The sequence below is a fragment of the Nocardia sp. NPDC050697 genome (genome assembly GCF_040654395.1).
In the GTDB taxonomy this organism is placed as follows: Bacteria; Actinomycetota; Actinomycetes; order Mycobacteriales; family Mycobacteriaceae; genus Nocardia.
Genome location: NZ_JBFAHY010000002.1, coordinates 96,518 through 114,534, shown reverse-complemented (window position 1 = coordinate 114,534; position 18,017 = coordinate 96,518). Strand labels below are relative to the sequence as shown.

General features: G+C 70.6%; 16 protein-coding genes. 15 read left to right on the top strand and 1 reads right to left on the bottom strand.

Features of this window, described 5'->3' with window-relative positions:
* The first annotated feature begins 23 nt into the window (after positions 1-23).
* Positions 24-500 (top strand): hypothetical protein, encoded by a 477-nt coding sequence (locus AB0H71_RS08095; RefSeq protein WP_357016488.1) that lies wholly within the window; start codon positions 24-26, stop codon positions 498-500.
* Positions 497-850, top strand: coding sequence for a hypothetical protein (locus tag AB0H71_RS08090; RefSeq protein WP_357016485.1), 354 nt, complete (start codon positions 497-499; stop codon positions 848-850). The genes AB0H71_RS08095 and AB0H71_RS08090 overlap by 4 nt, the downstream gene beginning before the upstream one ends.
* Here the strand turns inward: AB0H71_RS08090 and AB0H71_RS08085 are convergent.
* Positions 840-1,484, bottom strand: a complete 645-nt coding sequence (locus AB0H71_RS08085) for a helix-turn-helix domain-containing protein (RefSeq protein ID WP_357016482.1) — start codon at positions 1,482-1,484, stop codon at positions 840-842. The two genes, AB0H71_RS08090 and AB0H71_RS08085, sit on opposite strands and share 11 nt — an antisense overlap.
* Before the next feature lie 98 nt (positions 1,485-1,582).
* On the opposite strand from AB0H71_RS08085, the gene AB0H71_RS08080 reads away from it, so the two are divergent.
* The 13 genes from AB0H71_RS08080 to AB0H71_RS08020 all read left to right on the top strand — a co-directional run bounded on the left by AB0H71_RS08080 (position 1,583) and on the right by AB0H71_RS08020 (position 17,869).
* Entirely contained in the window at positions 1,583-2,293 is a 711-nt protein-coding gene (locus tag AB0H71_RS08080) for an SDR family oxidoreductase (RefSeq protein ID WP_357016479.1), read from the top strand.
* Between the two features lie 76 nt (positions 2,294-2,369).
* Complete coding sequence (gene glf, locus AB0H71_RS08075) at positions 2,370-3,590, top strand: UDP-galactopyranose mutase (protein ID WP_357016476.1); 1,221 nt, start codon at positions 2,370-2,372, stop codon at positions 3,588-3,590.
* Positions 3,591-5,519 (top strand): glycosyltransferase, encoded by a 1,929-nt coding sequence (locus tag AB0H71_RS08070; RefSeq protein ID WP_357016473.1) that lies wholly within the window; start codon positions 3,591-3,593, stop codon positions 5,517-5,519.
* Positions 5,520-5,545: 26 nt separating this feature from the next.
* A complete protein-coding gene (locus AB0H71_RS08065; RefSeq protein WP_357018407.1) occupies positions 5,546-6,112 on the top strand; it encodes a phosphatase PAP2 family protein in 567 nt (188 codons plus the stop codon).
* A gap of 1 nt (position 6,113) precedes the next feature.
* The gene (locus AB0H71_RS08060) at positions 6,114-7,040 is read left to right on the top strand and encodes a decaprenyl-phosphate phosphoribosyltransferase (RefSeq protein WP_357016470.1); all 927 of its coding nucleotides are present in this window, start codon (positions 6,114-6,116) and stop codon (positions 7,038-7,040) included.
* Positions 7,041-7,047: 7 nt separating this feature from the next.
* The gene (zomB, locus tag AB0H71_RS08055) at positions 7,048-8,979 is read left to right on the top strand and encodes a flagellar motor control protein ZomB (protein WP_357016467.1); all 1,932 of its coding nucleotides are present in this window, start codon (positions 7,048-7,050) and stop codon (positions 8,977-8,979) included.
* A gap of 205 nt (positions 8,980-9,184) precedes the next feature.
* Positions 9,185-10,231, top strand: a complete 1,047-nt coding sequence (locus AB0H71_RS08050; RefSeq protein WP_357016464.1) for an alpha/beta hydrolase family protein — start codon at positions 9,185-9,187, stop codon at positions 10,229-10,231.
* 379 nt (positions 10,232-10,610) lie between these two features.
* Positions 10,611-11,600, top strand: a complete 990-nt coding sequence (locus AB0H71_RS08045) for an alpha/beta hydrolase family protein (RefSeq protein WP_357016461.1) — start codon at positions 10,611-10,613, stop codon at positions 11,598-11,600.
* A gap of 449 nt (positions 11,601-12,049) precedes the next feature.
* Complete coding sequence (locus tag AB0H71_RS08040; RefSeq protein ID WP_357016457.1) at positions 12,050-13,060, top strand: alpha/beta hydrolase family protein; 1,011 nt, start codon at positions 12,050-12,052, stop codon at positions 13,058-13,060.
* Between the two features lie 258 nt (positions 13,061-13,318).
* A complete protein-coding gene (locus AB0H71_RS08035) occupies positions 13,319-15,115 on the top strand; it encodes an alpha/beta hydrolase-fold protein (protein ID WP_357016454.1) in 1,797 nt (598 codons plus the stop codon).
* Between the two features lie 74 nt (positions 15,116-15,189).
* A complete protein-coding gene (locus AB0H71_RS08030) occupies positions 15,190-15,717 on the top strand; it encodes a DUF732 domain-containing protein (RefSeq protein WP_357016451.1) in 528 nt (175 codons plus the stop codon).
* Positions 15,714-16,697, top strand: a complete 984-nt coding sequence (locus tag AB0H71_RS08025) for a cutinase family protein (RefSeq protein ID WP_357016448.1) — start codon at positions 15,714-15,716, stop codon at positions 16,695-16,697. The genes AB0H71_RS08030 and AB0H71_RS08025 overlap by 4 nt, the downstream gene beginning before the upstream one ends.
* Positions 16,698-16,825: 128 nt before the next feature.
* Positions 16,826-17,869, top strand: a complete 1,044-nt coding sequence (locus AB0H71_RS08020) for an LLM class F420-dependent oxidoreductase (protein ID WP_357016445.1) — start codon at positions 16,826-16,828, stop codon at positions 17,867-17,869.
* The last annotated feature ends 148 nt before the right edge of the window (positions 17,870-18,017 follow it).

Here is an 18,017-nt window from a genome sequence, read left to right as displayed (position 1 = left end):
GACTTCAAAAGTACTTTTAAGGTATGCCTCCGCCTGAAGTGTCGTTCTCAGAACTCCAGCTACATGGCAAGGCGACGGTGGAGCGGCTGCACCGTACGCCGGGCCAGGCCCTGCTGGTCCGGCGCCGCGATGCGGAAGACCTGGTGCTCACCACCGCCGCCAGGGCCGAGCTGGAGCACACCGCGGCGTCGGTGACCACCCGCATGTTCGTCGCGCTCATGCAGCACGACGAAGGCGTCCGCGAACTGGTCACCGACGTGCTGCCGGAGGTGTTCCCCTGGGTGGCTTTCCTCTCCCGCGACGAGGTGCGGGAGTTCGTGCTCGAGCTGGTGGCGACCCTGCGCGCGGCCGACTCGCTGCACAACCCGGCCCCGGTCGTGCAGGTGATCCAGAGCTGGCGGCACACCGCCGAAGTCCTGGCCGACCCCGACTTGGCCGCCGTCCTCACCACCGACTCCGACCTCGACCTGGGCCCGGTCACCCGGCCCGGGCTCCCGTGAGCCCGAAGCGCGGCGACCGGGTCGCGCCACCCGCCGCCGCGGGCGCCTGGGACCTCCGCTTCGCCACCAGCGAGGCGGCCAAGGGCTGGGAGGACCTCTGCCAGCAGGCTCCCGCCAACGTCCTCGACACCTGGGAACTGTTGCGTGGCCGCGCCGATACGCCACCGCATACGCCGCGGCATCATCGGCTGAAGGGCCGTTTGGCCAGTGCCGCGCACCGCGGGGTGTCGATGGAGCAGTGGCAGGTGGAGGTCACCGGCGGCGGCAGGATCTTCTACCTGGTCGACACCGAGAAGCGCACGCTGTGGCTGCGGGCCGCGTCGACCGGGCATCCCAAGGTCACCGACTGAGCTTTCCGGTGGCGAGCAGCGCCGCGTCCAGCTGACCCGGGGTGAGCGGGGGAGCGGGGAGGGGGTGGGCGGCCCCTGCTCGCAGCCCGTCGAGGAGCAGGCCGAGGTTGCGGCGCCAGGCGTCGGGGGCGATGCCGGCGGTGACCGCGACGACGCGGGTGTGCGACCACATGACGAAGGCCAGGTCCTCCAGGGTCCAGTCGGTGCGCAGGACGCCCGCGCGCTGCGCGCGCTCGACGATGGCGCGCATGACGGCATGCCCGGCATCGCGGGCGGCGGCGATCTCGGTGCTCGGCGCGGCGCGCACGGCGAGGTCGCCGAGCAGCCGGTCGTGCGCCTGCAACCGGCACACGCCCTCGACCAGGGCGACGAAGGAGTCCCAGGGGTCGGGCACCTCGGCGGCGGCCCGCGCCACCTCCAGCCCGAGCTCCATGCGGTCGGCGACGGCGGCGGCGATCAGGGCGTCGCGGGTGGGGAAGCGGTTGTAGAGCGTGCCGATGGCGACCCCGGCGCGCGCGGCGATCTCCTTGAGCGGCGCGTCCAGCCCCTTCTCGTCGAAGACCGCGCGCGCCGCGAGCACGAGCGCGTCCCGGTTGCGCACGGCATCGCGGCGGAGCGGCTTCTCGGTGGGCATCCCGTGATTCTACGAATCCGGCAATAAGTTGAGCGCGGGTTCAACTTGCCGTACCGTCGAGTAAGTTGAACCCAGGCTCAATTTTCTCGGAGGGTGCCATGACGCTGGCGATATTCGGCTACGGCCCGGGGCTCGGCCGCGGGGTGGCGCACCGCTTCGGCCGCGCGGGCTTCCCGGTGGCGGTCGTCGGCCGCGATGCCGAACGTGCCGCCGCACACGTTCGTGACCTGGAAGAACACGGCATCCGAGCCCGCCCCTTCACCGCCGACGTCACCGACGAGCAGCGCTTCCCCGCCCTGGTCGAGGAGATCGAGAACCAGCTCGGCCCGATCCGGGTCGCCCTGCACGCCGCCGCTGCGGACATGTCCGTGCGCAGCGCCGCCACCCTGACCACCACCACCGCGCAGCTGGCCTTCCCGCTCGCGCTCAAGCTCTACTCCCCGATGCTCATGGCCAGAACCCTGATCCCGCGCTTCCGCGATGAAGGCACCCTGCTCTTCACCTCCGGCGCCTCGGAGCAACACCCCGCCGCCTACCTGGCGAATGTCGGCATCGCGCTGGCCGCGCAGCGCGGTTACATCCGGCAGCTGGCGCTCGAGCTCAGGGATACCCCGGTGAACGTCGGGCTGTTGAATATCGGCTCGCTGATCGAGGGCAGCGCGGCGCAGCGGATCGTCGACGCGCACCCGGAGGCGATCCCGCCGGGGCTGGAGCTCACCCGGATCAGCGGAGCCGAGCTGGGCGAACACGCCTGGCGGCTGCACACCGAGCGGGAGCTCGTCGAACTCGACGCCGGATTCCCGGCCTGATCGCGGCCACCTGCGCTTCGGCGCGAGTTTCGACTGCGCCGGAAGCCCGGGATGGCGTCCGATACGCTGGGCCACCGTGACCGTCGCATCGTCCCCCGGTAACGCATCTGCCCCCTTCGATCTCATCGTCGTCGGCTCCGGTTTCTTCGGGCTGACCATCGCCGAACGCACCGCGAACCTGCTCGGTAAGCGCGTGCTCGTGCTCGATCGCCGCCCGCACATCGGCGGCAACGCCTATTCGGAACCGGAACCGGAAACCGGGATCGAGATCCACAAGTACGGTGCGCACCTCTTCCACACCTCCAACAAGCGGGTGTGGGATTACGTCACGCAGTTCACCGAGTTCACCGGCTACCAGCACCGCGTCTTCGCGCTGCACAAGGGGCAGGCCTACCAGTTCCCGATGGGGCTCGGGCTGATCTCGCAGTTCTTCGGCCGCTACTTCACGCCGGAGGAGGCCCGCAAGCTGATCTCCGAGCAGTCCGCGGAGATCGAGACCGGCGACGCGCAGAACCTCGAGGAGAAGGCGATCTCGCTGATCGGGCGCCCGCTCTACGAGGCGTTCATCCGCGATTACACCGCCAAGCAGTGGCAGACCGACCCCAAGGAACTGCCCGCGGGCAACATCACCCGGCTGCCGGTGCGCTACACCTTCGACAACCGCTACTTCAACGACACCTACGAGGGCCTCCCCCAGCAGGGGTACACGAAGTGGCTGGAGAACATGGCCGCCTCCGAGCTCATCGAGGTCCGGCTGGACACCGACTGGTTCGACGTGCGCGACGAGCTGCGCGCGCAGAGCCCGGACGCCCCGGTCGTCTACACCGGCCCGCTCGACCGCTACTTCGACTTCGCCGAGGGTGAGCTGGGCTGGCGCACCATCGATTTCGAGACCGAGGTGCTGGAGACCGGCGATTTCCAGGGCACCTCGGTGATGAACTACAACGACGGCGACGTCTCCTACACCCGGATCATCGAGCCGAGGCACTTCCACCCCGAGCGCGATTACCCCACCGACAAGACCGTGATCATGCGCGAGTACTCCCGCTTCGCGCAGACCGGCGACGAGCCGTACTACCCGATCAACACCCCGGAGGACCGGGCCAAGGTCAAGGCCTACCGGGACCGGGCGAAGCGGGAGACCGCCGAGGCGAAGGTGATCTTCGGCGGCCGGCTCGGCACCTACCAGTACCTCGATATGCACATGGCGATCGGCAGCGCGCTGAGCAAGTTCGACAACGTGCTGCGCCCGCACCTGGAGAACGGCGCGCCGCTCGCCGACGACCAGGAGTCCTGAATGAGTTTGCTGCACAACGATTCGCACGCGCTGCTGGCGCGCGTCATCCTGCCGCGGCCGGGCGAGCCGCTCGACGTCCGCACCCTCTACCTGGAGGAATCGGCCACCAACGCACGCCGCGCGCACGCCACCACCCGCACCTCGCTCGCGGTCGGCGCCGAGTCCGAGGTCTCCTTCTGCACCTACTTCAACGCGCTCCCGGCCAGCTACTGGCGGCGCTGGAGCGTGCTGGACTCGGTGCTGCTCAAGCTGGAGCTCACCGGGCACGGCCGGGTGGATCTCTACCGCTCCAAGGCCGACGGCTCGCGCATTCACGTGCACGGCGAGGAGTTCTCCGGCAGTGAGCCGGTCGCGGTCACCTTCGAGGCCGACCTGGGCCCGTTCGAGGACGGCGGCTGGCTCTGGTTCGACATCACCACCGACACCGCGGCCGAGCTGCACGCGGGCGGCTGGTACGCGCCGATGGAGGCGCCCGGCCAGGGCACCATCGCCATCGGCATGCCCACCTTCAACCGCCCCACCGACGCGGTGAAGACGCTGGAGGCGCTCGGCTCCGACCCGCTGGTGCTGGAGCGCACCCGCGCGGTGATCATCCCCGACCAGGGCACCCGCAAGGTCGTCGACGAGCCCGGCTTCGCCGCGGCCGCCGCCGTGCTCGGTGACCGGCTCGCCATCCACGACCAGCCCAACCTGGGCGGCTCCGGCGGCTACAGCCGGGTCATGTACGAGGCGCTCAAGACCACCGACGCCGAGTTCATCGTCTACATGGACGACGACATCGAGATCGAGCCCGACTCCATCCTGCGCGCGCTGGCCTTCAGCCGCTTCGCCAAGTCGCCGGTGCTCACCGGCGGGCACATGCTGAACCTGCAGGAGCGCTCGCACCTGCACGTCATGGGCGAGGTCATCGACCGCGGCGTCTTCATGTGGACCGCGGCGCAGAACGTCGAGTACGACCACGACTTCGCCAAGTACCCGCTGCGCGACCGGGACAACTCCAAGCTGCTGCACCGCCGCATCGACGTCGACTTCAACGGCTGGTGGACCTGCGTCATCCCGCGGCAGGTGGCCGAGGAGATCGGCCAGCCGCTGCCGCTCTTCCTGAAGTGGGACGACGCCGAGTACGGGCTGCGCGCCCGCGCCGCCGGCTACCCCACGGTCACGCTGCCCGGCGCGGCGGTCTGGCACATGGCGTGGAGCGACAAGGACGACGCCATCGACTGGCAGGCCTACTTCCACCTGCGCAACCGCCTGGTCGTCGCCTCGCTGCACCTGCCGGGCAACCCGCGCGCCATGGTGGTGAACACGGTCAAGGCGACGCTCAAGCACCTGCTCTGCCTGGAGTACTCGACCGTCGCCATCCAGAACCAGGCCATCCGCGACTTCCTGGCCGGCCCGGACAAGCTCTTCGAGCTGCTGCCGAGCGCGCTCGGCGCGGTGCACGCCATGCGCAAGAGCTACCCGGACGCCGTGGTGCTGCCCTCCTCGACGGCGCTGCCGCTGGCCAGCCACGCCGGCGTCGGCGCGGTCGGCGAACCGGGCAACCCGTTGGCGAAGGTGGTCCGGCTGGCGAAGGGGCTGGTGCACAGCGCCCGCCCGGCGCACACCGAGCACCACGAGACCCCGCAGCTCAATGTCCCGACGCTGGACGCGCGCTGGTTCCTGCTCTCGCAGGTGGACGGCGTCACCGTCACCACCGCCGACGGGCGCGGCGTCGTCTACCGCAAGCGCGACCCACGCCAGGCGCTCGCGCTCTTCAAGGAGGCGATGCGGCTGCGGAAGGAGCTGCTCGCCCGCTTCCCGGAGATGCGGCAGCGCTACCGGGCCGCGCACCCGCGGCTCACCAGCACCGCCGCCTGGGAGCAGATCTTCGGGATCGGCGATGCGCCGAGCACCGTGCCCACCGTCGAGACCAGCGAGGCGAAGTGAGTGCGCTGAACGCCGAGCCCACCGCCCTGCCCCTCGACCCGGCGCCAGCGGCGGGCAAGCCGAGCCCGCCGGAGGTGGCGATCATCACCGCCGTGCAGTCGGCGATCGGCGGCACCCCCGCGGTGATCTCCGCCGCGCGCGGCCTCTCGCACTTCGGCGAGCACGCGCTCGGCTGGGTCGGCATCGCCGCCGCGGGCTGGCTGGTGGACAAGCCGCGGCGCAGGCAGTGGGCCGGGGTCGCGGTCGGCGCGGTCGGCGCGCACGCCGCCTCGATCGTGATCAAGCGGGTGGTGCGCAGGCCCCGCCCGCACGACCCGGCGGTGCGGATCAATGTGAGCACGCCGAGCAAGCTGAGTTTCCCCTCCTCGCACGCGACCTCCACCGCGGCGGCTGCGGTGTTGCTCGGAAAACTGACCGGGCTACCCTTGCCTGCGGTGCTCGTCCCCCCGATGGTGCTCTCGCGAGTCGTCCTCGGGGTGCACTACCCCTCCGACGTGCTCGCCGGGTCCGCGCTGGGCGCCGCGTCCGCCGCCGCCCTGCTCGCCGTCGAAAAGAGACTCGAGAGTGACCGCACGAGAAAGAGCCTTGGTTGACATGAGCGAAGAGCCGACAGGCACCGACCTCGCGGAAGGCGTGACCAAGGGCCCGCCCAAGACGCTGGCCGGTGGGCTGATCAAGACCATGCGCCCGCGCCAGTGGGTGAAGAACGTCCTGGTCCTGGCCGCGCCGCTGGCGGCGGGGTCGGCGACCGACATCGACGTGCTGATCCACGTCGCCATCGCCTTCGCGGTGTTCTGTCTCGCGGCCTCCGGGATCTACCTGGTGAACGACGCGATGGACGTCGAGGCCGACCGGGCGCACCCGACCAAGCGGTTCCGGCCGATCGCCGCCGGCGTGGTCCCGGTGAACCTGGCCTACGCGCTCTCGGTCGTGCTGCTCATCGCCTCGATCGGCATCTCCTTCGTCGCCGCCTGGCAGCTGGCCGTGGTGATGGCGGTCTACATCGGCATCCAGCTGGCCTACTGCTTCGGGCTCAAGCACCAGGCGGTGCTGGACATCTGCATCGTCTCCTCCGGCTTCCTGCTGCGCGCGGTGGCGGGCGGCGCGGCGGCGAACATCCCGCTCTCCCAGTGGTTCCTGCTGATCATGGCCTTCGGCTCGCTCTTCATGGCGGCCGGCAAGCGGTACGCGGAGCTGCAGATCGCGCTCGGCACCGGCGCCAAGATCCGCAAGTCGCTGGAGTACTACACGCCGACCTACCTGCGGTTCATCTGGACCCTGGCGGCGACGGCGGTGGTGGTGTTCTACGGCCTCTGGGCCTTCGAGCAGGGCGACGCGAAAGACACGAACTGGTTCGCGATCTCCATGATTCCGTTTACCATCGCAATCCTGCGTTACGCGGTCGACGTCGACGGTGGCGAGGCCGGTGAACCCGAAGAGATCGCGCTGGGGGACCGTGTGTTGCAGTTCCTCGCCATCGCCTGGATCGGAGCGGTAGGTGTCGCTGTCTATCTCGCCTGACGAGAGAGTGGCCGAGGGGGCCGGGACAACCGAAGACGAGCGCGAGCGGGCCGGTGAATCGGTCCGCTCCGCGCCGCGGTACACCCGGTTCTCCCGCGCCCTCTTCGTCGGCGGGATCGCGGTGACCGTCGCGCTCTTCGCCATCGGCGGCTGGCAGCGCCGCTGGATCGCCGACGACGGCCTGATCGTGCTGCGCACCGTCCGCAACCTGCTCGCGGGCAACGGCCCGGTCTTCAACGCGGGCGAGCGGGTCGAGGCCAACACCAGCACCGCCTGGACCTACCTGGTCTGGTTCTTCAGCTGGATCACCGGCGCGCGGCTGGAGTACGTGGCGCTGGCCCTGGCGCTGGCGCTCTCGCTCGGCGCCGTCGTCTTCGCGATGCTCGGCACCGCCCGGCTCTGGGGCGGCCCGCGCGCCGCCTTCCTGCTGCCCGCGGGCGTGCTGGTCTACATCGCGGTGCCCCCGGCCCGCGACTACGTGACCTCCGGCCTGGAGAGCGGGCTGGTCATCTTCTGGCTCGGGCTGCTCTGGTGGGCCATGATCCGCTGGGCGAAGGCCGAGCGGGTCCGGCTGCCCGCGCTGCTCGGGCTGGTCTTCCTGGCCGGGCTGGCCCCGCTGATCCGCCCCGAGATGGCGGTGCTCGGCGCCGCCGCGCTCGGCATGATCTTCCTCGCGCCGCTCCCCGGCGACCGCCCGGTGCTGCTCCGGCTGCTGATCGTCGCGGTGGCCGGGCTGCTCCCGCTCGGCTACCAGATCTGGCGGATGGGGTACTACGGCCTGCCCTACCCGAACACCGCGGTCGCCAAGGACGCGGGCGGCGCCAAGTGGAGCCAGGGCTTCACCTACCTCTGGAACCTGGTCGGGCCGTACTGGCTCTGGCTGCCGCTGCTCCTGCTGCTGCTCGCCGGGCTCGGCGCGCTGCGGCTGGCGAGCGAGTCCACCGCGCGCGGCGACCGCGAGCGGGCCGAGCGCGTGCCCCCCGTCACCCGGTTCCGGCGCTGGCTGCGCTCGCCGAGCGCCGTCGTCACGCTGGTGCTCGGCGGCGCGCTGCTGCTCACCGTCTACGCGCTGCGGGTCGGCGGCGACTTCATGCACGGCCGCATGCTGCTGCCGCAGCTCTTCCTCTTCCTGCTGCCGATCGCGGTGCTTCCGGTCCGGGTGCCGCGCGGCGCCTTCCGGCCGTTCTCCCTGCGCGACGTGCGCTACCTGCTGATCCCCGCGCTCTGGCTGGCCGTCGTCGGCTGGGCCTTCTTCGCCGCGGGCACCACCGCCATCACCACCGGCACCAAGATCAGCTCGACCGGCATCGTGGACGAGCGGGTGTACTACGTGCTGAACACCGGGCACGACCACCCGATCCGGGCCGAGGACTACCTGGACTACCCGCGCATGCGGGCCATGGTCGACGGCATCGCCAACACCCCGGACGGCGGGCTGCTGCTGAACTCCCCGTCCTTCATGTTCTGGTACATCGCGCCGCCGCCGCAGCCCATCCCCGAGGGCGGCGCCGGGCACACCGTCTTCTTCCTCAACCTCGGCATGACCAGCATGAACGTCCCGCTGGATGTCAAGGTCGTCGACCCGATGGGGCTCGCCTACCCGCTCGCCGCGCACACCGACCGGCTGGCCGACGGCCGCATCGGCCACGACAAGAGCCTCTACCCGGACTGGGTGATCGTGGACGCGGGCATGGTGGACAAGAAGCCGTGGATGCCCTGGTACCTGGACGAGAAGTGGGTGAGCCAGGCCCGGGTCGCCATGTCCTGCCCGGACACCTACGCGCTCATGCTCTCGCACCGCGACCCGCTCACCCTGGACCGGTTCAAGCACAACCTGCGCAACGCGCTGAACTTCGCGTCCTACCGGATCGAGCGGGTGCCGAAGTACGAGATCGAGCGCTGCGGGCTCGTCGACCCCTTCCCGCAGCCCCCGCGCTGATCCTTGATCTTTTCCGACGCCTCGCCGCCCGGTCCGCCCGGGCGGCGAGGCTCGTTTCGGCCCGCCGGGCTGTGGCGCGCCGGACCGGTCGTGACCGGGCACAAGCCGGGCGCCGAATCTCTATTACATTTCGATAACGGGCTGCCTCCGTTCCGCCGCTAGGCTCGGTGCGATTTCCGGACCAGGCACGCAGGAAGGCCCCTTGATGCGAGGTGTGAACATCCGAAGACGAGCGGGTTCCCGGCTCCGCCGGACCGCACTGCTCGCGCTGGCGGCGCTGCTTCCGGTCGGCACCGCGCTCGGCGCGGCCGCCCCGGCCTCGGCGGCGTTCGACCCGGCCGGGATCGACGTCTGGGTCGACTCCCCGATGGGGCCGATCAAGTCGCGGATCTTCCGCGCCGCCGACGGCAATACCGATCGCGTGGTCTACGCCCTGGACGGCATGCGCGCCAGGGAGGACCTGAGCGGCTGGGAGCTGCACACCGAGGTGCCGAGGCAGCTGGCCGCGGCGAATATCAACGTGGTGCTGCCGATCGGCGGCCAGTCCAGTTTCTACGCCGACTGGGCGGCCCCGAGTTCGATGGCCGGGCTGCCGCCCGCCACCGGCTCGGCGGGCTCCTCTACCGGCTCCGGCGGGCTCCAGGCGCTGGATCCCGGGCCGGGGAAGAGCTACCGCTACCAGTGGGAGACCTTCCTCACCGGCGCGCTGCCCGCCGCGCTGCGCGACCGCTACGGCTTCGCCACCGCGCGCAACGGGGTCATCGGGCTCTCCATGGGGGCGAGCGCCGCGCTCGCGCTCGCCGCGTTCCACCCGGAGCGCTACTCCTACGCCGCCGCCTACAGCGGCATGCTCGATGTCAATGCCCCCGGCATGCGCGAGGCCATCCGGCTCGCCATGGTCGACGCGGGCGGGTACAACATCGATTCCATGGCGCCCGCGGCCAGCGAGCTGTGGCGCCGGCTGGATCCGTTCTCGTTCGCTCCGCTGTTGCGGGACAATGGGACCCGGCTCTGGATCGCGGCCGCCGACGGCCGCCCGGTCCCCGCCGACGGCGCCGATTTCGATACCCTGAACGCCATCGTGCTGGAGAACCTGGCCTCCGCCAACACCAGGTCGTTCCGGGCCCGGCTGGACGCGCTCGGGGTCGCCAATGTCACCTACGACTTCGCGAACGTCGGGGTGCATACCTGGCGCAACTGGGAGTCCGAGGTCGGCCGGATGCTGCCCGACCTCTCCGCCTCGATCGGCTGAGCGCGCGGAGCCGCAGATCGGGCCGGGTGGGCACGGCCCCGCCCGGCCGGGTACGGTCGGCTCAGGCGCCCGGTGGGCGTCCGCGGGACGGTCGGCAACGAATCGGTAGCGCTAGGGTGCGTCGGTTGTGGCTCGGATCACTATCCAGCAACATGGAGGCATGCGCTTCCGATGGATACAGCGGGAAGCATGCGCCGAGGTCGCACATGTCCGTTTTGCGAGGCAATGACGTGTCCTGGTGCCCGAAGAGGGGCCGGTTTCGATAGCTTGTGATTTGCCAACCGGTCGCCAGAGCGAAAGGTTTCGACGAATGCGAAGTGCGCGCTGGAAACGCGGAGCCGGTGTGGGAGCACCCGGCTCCCGGCTCGGGCGGTGGAGTATGGCGCTGGCACTGGCGCTGCTCGCCCCGATGGGGATCGCGGTCACCGGGCCGGCGGCGCCGGCCGAGGCGGCGTTCAACCCCGCGGCCTTCGACTTCTGGGTCGACTCCGGGATGGGGCCGATCAAGTCGCGGGTGCTGCGCGCGGCCGACGGCAACACCAACCGCGTCGTCTACCTGCTCGACGGAATGCGCGCGCCGGAGAACCTGAACGGCTGGGAAATCGAGACCCCCGTCGCCGAGATGCTGGCCGGCGCGAACATCAACGTCGTGATGCCGGTCGGCGGCATGTCCAGCTTCTACGCCGACTGGAATGCGCCGAGCACCTTTGTCGGTATTCCGGCCGGTACCGGTTCCAGCTCCGGCTCCGGCGCGCTGAACGCCTTCGCCGCCGGACCGGGCAAGAGCTACCGCTACCAGTGGGAAACCTTCCTCACCAACGACCTGCGCAATGCGTTGCGTGACCGGCTCGGTTTCCGCTCGACCCGCAACGGCGTCTTCGGGCTCTCCATGGGCGGCAGCGCCGCGCTGACGCTGGCGGCCTACCACCCCGACCAGTTCAGCTTCGCCGGTTCGTACTCCGGCTACCTGAACATCTCGGCGCCGGGCATGCGCGAGGCCATCCGGGTCGCCATGCTGGACGCCGGCGGCTACAACGTCGACGCCATGGCGCCGCCGTGGGGCCCGCAGTGGCTCCGCATGGATCCCTTCGTTTTTGCGCCGCAGCTGGTCCGCAATGGCACCCGGCTCTACATCGCCGCCGGTAGCGGCCTGCCGACCGCGGTCGACGGCCCCAGCTTCAACACCCTGAACGCCATGGGGCTGGAGGCGCTCGCGCTCGCCAACACCAGGGCCTTCCAGGTGCGGATGGCGACGCTGGGCGGCGGGAACACGACCTACTCGTTCCCCGCGTTCGGCGTGCACAACTGGGTGAACTGGACGGAAGAGGCGAAGCGAATGCTGCCCGACCTCTCCGCGAATATCGGCTGACACCCGCTCTCCCGGACCGCCCGGCACCCTCGAGGTGCCGGGCGGTCCGTCTTTTTCCGCCGTCCCGGAAATGGGAAGGATGCGGGATTCGTCACAGTGAAACCCCCGTATCCGCCCCCTCATAACCGCGAATTCCGCTGTCGCGTGGCCGCATCTGTGGATAACGGAAACGAATCGGAACCAAGCGACGACATCAACCGGAGAACGCGATATGGTCTCCGCACGATCACAGCGCCACCCGGTGGGTAAACGACCGCTCCGTCTTGCGAAGGATTACGGGGTCGAATATCGTCCAGCGAGCGCGAGTGTGACCAGATCGTTGTAGTGCGCTCCGCAGGGCCGGTGGTCGGGATCCGGTCCGGCGGGGCCGCGCGTCTCGTAGGCAACACTGGTGCGGCCCCCGCCGGGGTGGGGAGCCGTGCCACGACAGCAGGAAGAGAGCAAAATTCATGCGTTTCGGCAGGGCGGCCGCGCCGAAGAAGACGAAAACGGGATGGCGTGGCCGAATTCTGGCCGTCGGTGCTGCTGCGCTAGCGCTGCCGATCGCCGCCGGTATCGCGGCCCCGACCGCCGCCGTGGCGGCTCCCGCCCCGGCGCTTCGGGCGCCGGCGGGCGGGGTCGAGGACCTCATGGTCCCGTCCGGGATGGGCCCGATCAAGGTTCAGGTGCAGTGGGCGGCTCGCGGCGGTAACGCGGCGCTCTACCTGCTCGACGGCCTCCGGGCGCGGGACGACCGCAATGCCTGGTCGTTCGAGACCAATGCGCTCGAGCAGTTCAAGAACGACAACATCAGCCTGATCATGCCGGTCGGCGGGCAGTCGAGCTTCTACACCGACTGGTACGCCCCCAGCAACACCAACGGTCAGAAGTCCACCTACAAGTGGGAGACCTTCCTGACCAAGGAGCTGCCGGACTTCCTGGCGGGCTACGGCGTCTCCAAGACCAACAACGCGGTCGCCGGCCTCTCGATGGGTGGCAGCGCCGCCCTCGCGCTCGCCGCCTACCACCGGGATCAGTTCAAGTACGCCGCGTCCTACTCCGGCTACCTGAACATCTCCGCGCCGGGCATGCGCGAGGCCATCCGCGTCGCCATGCTGGACGCGGGCCGCTTCAACGTCGACTCGATGGCGGCCCCGTGGAGCCCGCAGTGGCTGCGCATGGACCCCTTCGTCTTCGCGCCGCAGCTGAAGGGGCTGCCGATGTACATCTCGGCCGCCAGCGGCCTGCCGGGGCAGTTCGATCGCCCGAACTCGGCGGTCGGCGTCTTCAACACCGGTAACGCGATGGCGCTCGAGGCGCTCTCGCTGGTGAACACCCGCGCGTTCCAGGTCCGGCTGAACTCGCTCAAGATCCCGGCCGCCTTCAACTTCCCGGCCGCGGGCACCCACTCGTGGAAGTACTGGGAGGGCGAGCTCTTCAACTCCCGCCAGGGCATCCTCGACGCCACCGGCGGTTGGTGACCCCACCCCCGTTCGACGCCGCGGCGCCGTCAGCTTCCTCCCGGAAGCGGCGGCGCCGCTGCCGTTTGCGCACCGGCTACCTCCCCGCATAATTCGGGCAAATCTTGAGCATCGGTCTGCGGTTGGCGCGTCGCGCCAGGAAAAGCCCTGTATGCGGGGTACAAACGATGGGTGGCAGGGAAAGCCGGGGGCGGCAGGGGGCGGAAATGGATGCGCGCTGGCGCTTCGGCAACCGGCGCGCGACCGCGTGGTAGCCGAATGCTGGCGGTCGCCGCCGCGGCGGCCATGGCGCTGCTGCCCGCCGCCACCCCGGTGAGCTCGGCCCAGCCCGCCGCCGCGGTCGGCGGCGCCACGGTGAGCAAGGTGGTCTGGCTGGACGACCGGCGGGTCTCGCTCTGGATCGACTCGCCGTCCATGGGCGCGCCGACCCAGGTGCAGCTGCTGCTGGCCAGGGACTGGAACGCCCGCCCCGAGGCCACCTTCCCGGTGCTCTTCATGTTGGACGGGCTGCGCGCCACCGACAGCGAGTCCGGCTGGACCAAGGACGCGGGCGCGGAGAGCTTCTACGCCGACAAGAACGTCACCGTCGTGCTGCCGGTCGGCGGCCAGTCCAGCTTCTACGCCGACTGGGTGCGCCCGGACAACGGCCACAACTACCAGTGGGAGACCTTTCTCACCAGGGAGCTGCCGCCGCTGCTCGAGCAGCAGTGGCGGGCGACGAACGCGCGCGCCATCGCCGGGCTCTCCATGGGCGGCACCGCGGCCATGTTCCTCACCGCCCGCAACCCCGGCTTCGCGAAGTTCGCCGCCTCCTACTCCGGCTTCCTGACCACCACCACGCTCGGCATGCCGCAGGCCATCCAGTTCGCCATGCGGGACGCGGGCGGCTTCGACTCCAACGCCATGTGGGGCCCGCCGACCGACCCGGGCTGGCCGGAGCACGACCCGTACCTGCTCGCCGACCGGCTGCGCGGCGTCAGCCTGTACGTCTCCAGCGGCAGCGGCGCCACCGGCCCGCACGACCTGGCCTCCACCATCCCCGGCATCAGCACCAACTACGCCGGCACCGGGCTGGAGATCCTCTCCCGGCTCACCACGCAGAACTTCGTCGGCAAGCTGGGCGAGCTGAACATCCCGGTGCAGGCCAACTACCGGGCCTCGGGCACGCACTCCTGGCCGTACTGGGACTTCGAGATGCGGCAGTCCTGGCCGCAGGTGGCCGCCGCGCTCGGGGTCGAGGCCGACAAGCCCGCTTGCGCGGTCGGCGGGGCCATCCAGCCGGTGACCGCGGTGAACCCCTGGCTCGGCGACTGCCTGACCGGCGAGTACCCGGTGCCAGGCGGCGTGGCGCAGGACTTCCGCTCCGGCCGGGTGCTCTTCGCCGCCGAGTCCGGGGCGCACCCGGTGGCGGGCGCGCTGGCGGGCGGGTACATGGCGGCGGCGGCCGGCCCGGCGCCGCTCGGGCTGCCCACCGGTGACGAGGTGCTGCTGCCGGACGGCCGCGGCCGGTTCCAGGGCTTCCGGGACGGCTCGCTGTACTGGACCCAGGAGACCGGCGCCCAGGTGGTGCGCGGCGCCGTGCTCGGGGCCTGGGGCGCGCAGGGCTTCGAGCGCGGGCCTGCGGGCTACCCCGCGGGCCCGGAGCTCCGATTGCCCGATCGCGACGGAATGGTGCAGAGCTTCGAGAACGGCGCCTTCTACTACAGCCCGGCCACCGGGGCGCACCGGGTGCAGGGGCTGATCCTGGGCAAGTACGCGCAGCTCGGCTTCGAGAAGAGCCCGGTCGGGCTGCCGGTCGACGAGGAGCAGCCGGCCAGGGATCTCGGCCGGTACGCCCGGTTCGAGGGCGGCACGCTGTACTGGAGCCCGCTCTCCGGCGCCTGGGCGGTGCGCACCGGCCCGATCATGGACGCCTGGCGGGACGCCGGGTACGAGAACGGCAAGCTCGGCTACCCGATCAGCGACGAATTCGCGGTGCCCGGCGGGGTGCAGCAGAACTTCCAGGCCGGCTTCGTCACGGTGCGCGACGGGAGGCCGGAGATCCACGGCATCTGAACGGCATCCGGGAACGGCCCGCTAGCCTGGTGGGCGACCGACCCCCGAACGCCGACAAGCGAGGACAAGAATTCATGCATCGGACCCGTGGAAAGGTGATGGGCGTCGCCGTGGCGCTCGCCGCCACCGGCCTGCTCGCGGCCTGCGGTGACAACGACTCGACGGCGTCGAGCACCCCGTCGCTGAGCACCACCGCCGCGCCGGCGAGCCAGGCGCCCACCTCCGCCGCACCGGCGCCGGACCAGGGCGCCACCCCGTCGGCCGAGGTCTCCGCCCCGCCCGCCGCGGAGTCGCCGGAGCGCCCCGAGCCGGTGCCGACCGATGCCGTCCCGCCCGCGAACACCTCGACGCTCGGCGACAAGGACAAGAAGTTCCTGGACGCGCTGGCCACCAAGGGCATCACCCCGTCCACCCCGGACATCGCGCTCAGCATCGGCGCCTACGTCTGCCAGGGCAGCGCCGCCGGCGCCTCGGATCAGGACCTGATGACCTTCGTCTCCGCGATGGCAGGCTCCGACCCGTCCTTCGATCCGGCCAAGATGCCGGTCGAGCAGGCCGGGAAGATCTACCTCGACACCGCCAAGCAGACCTACTGCTCGTGAGCGCACGCCGCGGTTCGTCGCCCCGCCGGTCCCGGCCGGCGGGGTGCCTGGTGTTCCTGCTGGTCGTCGCGCTGATCGTGATCGCGGCGCTGCTGCTCTGGTACCTGCTCGCCGGACGGCTGAAGGTGCCGGGCCCCGGCCCGACGCCGCCGGAGCCGCCCGCCTCGCAGCCCGCGGACTGCCCGGACGTGCAGTTCCTCTCGATCCCGGGCACCTGGGAGTCGAACAGCAACGACGACCCGCACAACCCGGTGGCGAACCCGGTGTCGCTCATGATCAATGTCTCCGCCCCGATCGCCGAGCGGTTCCCGGCCGAGCGGGTCGACGTCTACACCGTCCCGTACGTGGCGCAGTTCTCGAACCCCATCGCCATCCCGCCGGACGGCCAGCAGTCCTACAACAACAGCCGCTCCGAGGGCACCACGCGCGCCGTCGAGCTGCTCACCCAAGTGCACGAGCGCTGCCCGCTCACCTCCTACGTCATCGCCGGGTTCTCTCAGGGCGCGGTGATCGCGGGTGACATCGCCGCGCAGATCGGTGCGGGCGACGGGCCGGTCCCGGCGAAGCTGGTGCTCGGCGTCACGCTCATCGCGGACGGCAGGCGGGCCCCCGACACCGAGAACGCGGCCATCACGATCGGCGCCGCGCCGCCCGGCGTCGGCGCCGAGGTGGCGTTGAAGGGGCTGAACGTGCCCGGAATCACCATGACCGGCCCGCGAGAAGGCGGATTCGGCGAACTCGCGGGGCGCGTCTACACCATGTGCGCGCCCGGCGACCTCATCTGCGACGCCCCGCGCGACGCGCTGAGCCCGGCGAACATCATGGGCAGCGTGCTCACGCTGACCAGGGCCGTCGGCAATCCGGTACACAGCCTCTACAACGGGTACGTCGTCGACGGTGCCGGGACCACCGCCACCGGGTGGACCGTGGACTGGGCGGCGGGGCTCATCGAAGGGGCTCCGCGCCCGCCCCATTCGTGAGGTCTCACAGCAGCGCGGCGCGCCCGTTCGCGTGCTCGCCAGCGGTGCGGCCGCAACCGTTCTCGGGGCTTGCGGGACGCTGTAAAGTGCGCTGGTGATCGCACCTGGCCCCAGAGGAGCATGAGTTCATGACACAAGCCGGAGCACCGGCCACCGCCGAGCCACGCGCCGCGGCAGCCGAGCTGACCGCGCTGGGCACGCCGCTGCGCAGATTCCGGTTCGCGGCCGCGGGCGAGGGCAACAAGCAGGAGGGCGGCGCGCGGAAGTTCGTGCAGACCGCGCAGCAGGCCGAGGAGTACGGCTACGACACCTTCGTCGTACCCGACCACCTCGGCGACCAGATCGGCCCGATCGCCGCGCTCGGCGCGCTGAGCCAGGCCACCGAGCGGATCCGGCTCGGCACCTCGGTCCTGGCGAACGGCTTCCGCCACCCCGTGGTGCTGGCCAAGGACCTGGCCACCATCGACGTGCTCTCCAAGGGCCGGCTGGAGGTCGGGCTCGGGGCGGGCTGGAAGCAGGACGAATTCCTCGCCGCCGGGCTCGAGTACGATTCCCCCGGCGTGCGGCTGGCCAAGCTCGACGAGGCGCTCACCATCCTCGACGTGCTGCTGCGCGGAAGGGAGTGCACCTTCGAGGGCAAGTATTACCAGGTCGAGGGCATCAAGGGCACGCCGCGACCGCGGCAGGGGCCCCGCCCGCCGATCTGCACCGGCGGCGGCGGGCCGAAGATGCTCCGCCTCGCCGCCAAGCACGCCGACATCGTCTCGGTCGTTCCGGTCACCACCAAGAACGGCAAGGGTCTGCTCTCCGGGATCACCCTGGAGAAGACCATCGAGAAGGTCGAGCTCATCCGGGAGGCGGCCGGTGACCGGTTCGGCGACATCGAGCTGAACTGGGCCATCACCGCCATCGTGATCACCGACGATCGGGAGAAGACCGCCGAGATGGCGCTCTCCGCCATCGAGCGCGGGCTGCACCCCGACCTGGAGGTGGACACCAAGCTCTCGGTGGAGGACATCCTGAACTCCCCGTACGTCGCCATCGGCACGTTCGAGGAGATCGCGGAGCAGATTCGCCGGGTAAGGAAGCTCACCGCCCTGTCGTACGTGGGCATCTTCCCCACCCAGATGGATGCCTTCGCACCGGTGATTCCGCTGCTGCGGGAAGAGTGATCCGGTCTTCTCTGTAACATGACTCTGGTTTGAGTACATCTAGCCTTTAGCGGTCACCGCGCAGACCGCGACGAAATCTGCCGCGCCGGTGCTCGGACACGGAGTGCCCGCCCGGCGAAAGCGAGTCGGGGCCTCACAGGTATCAACG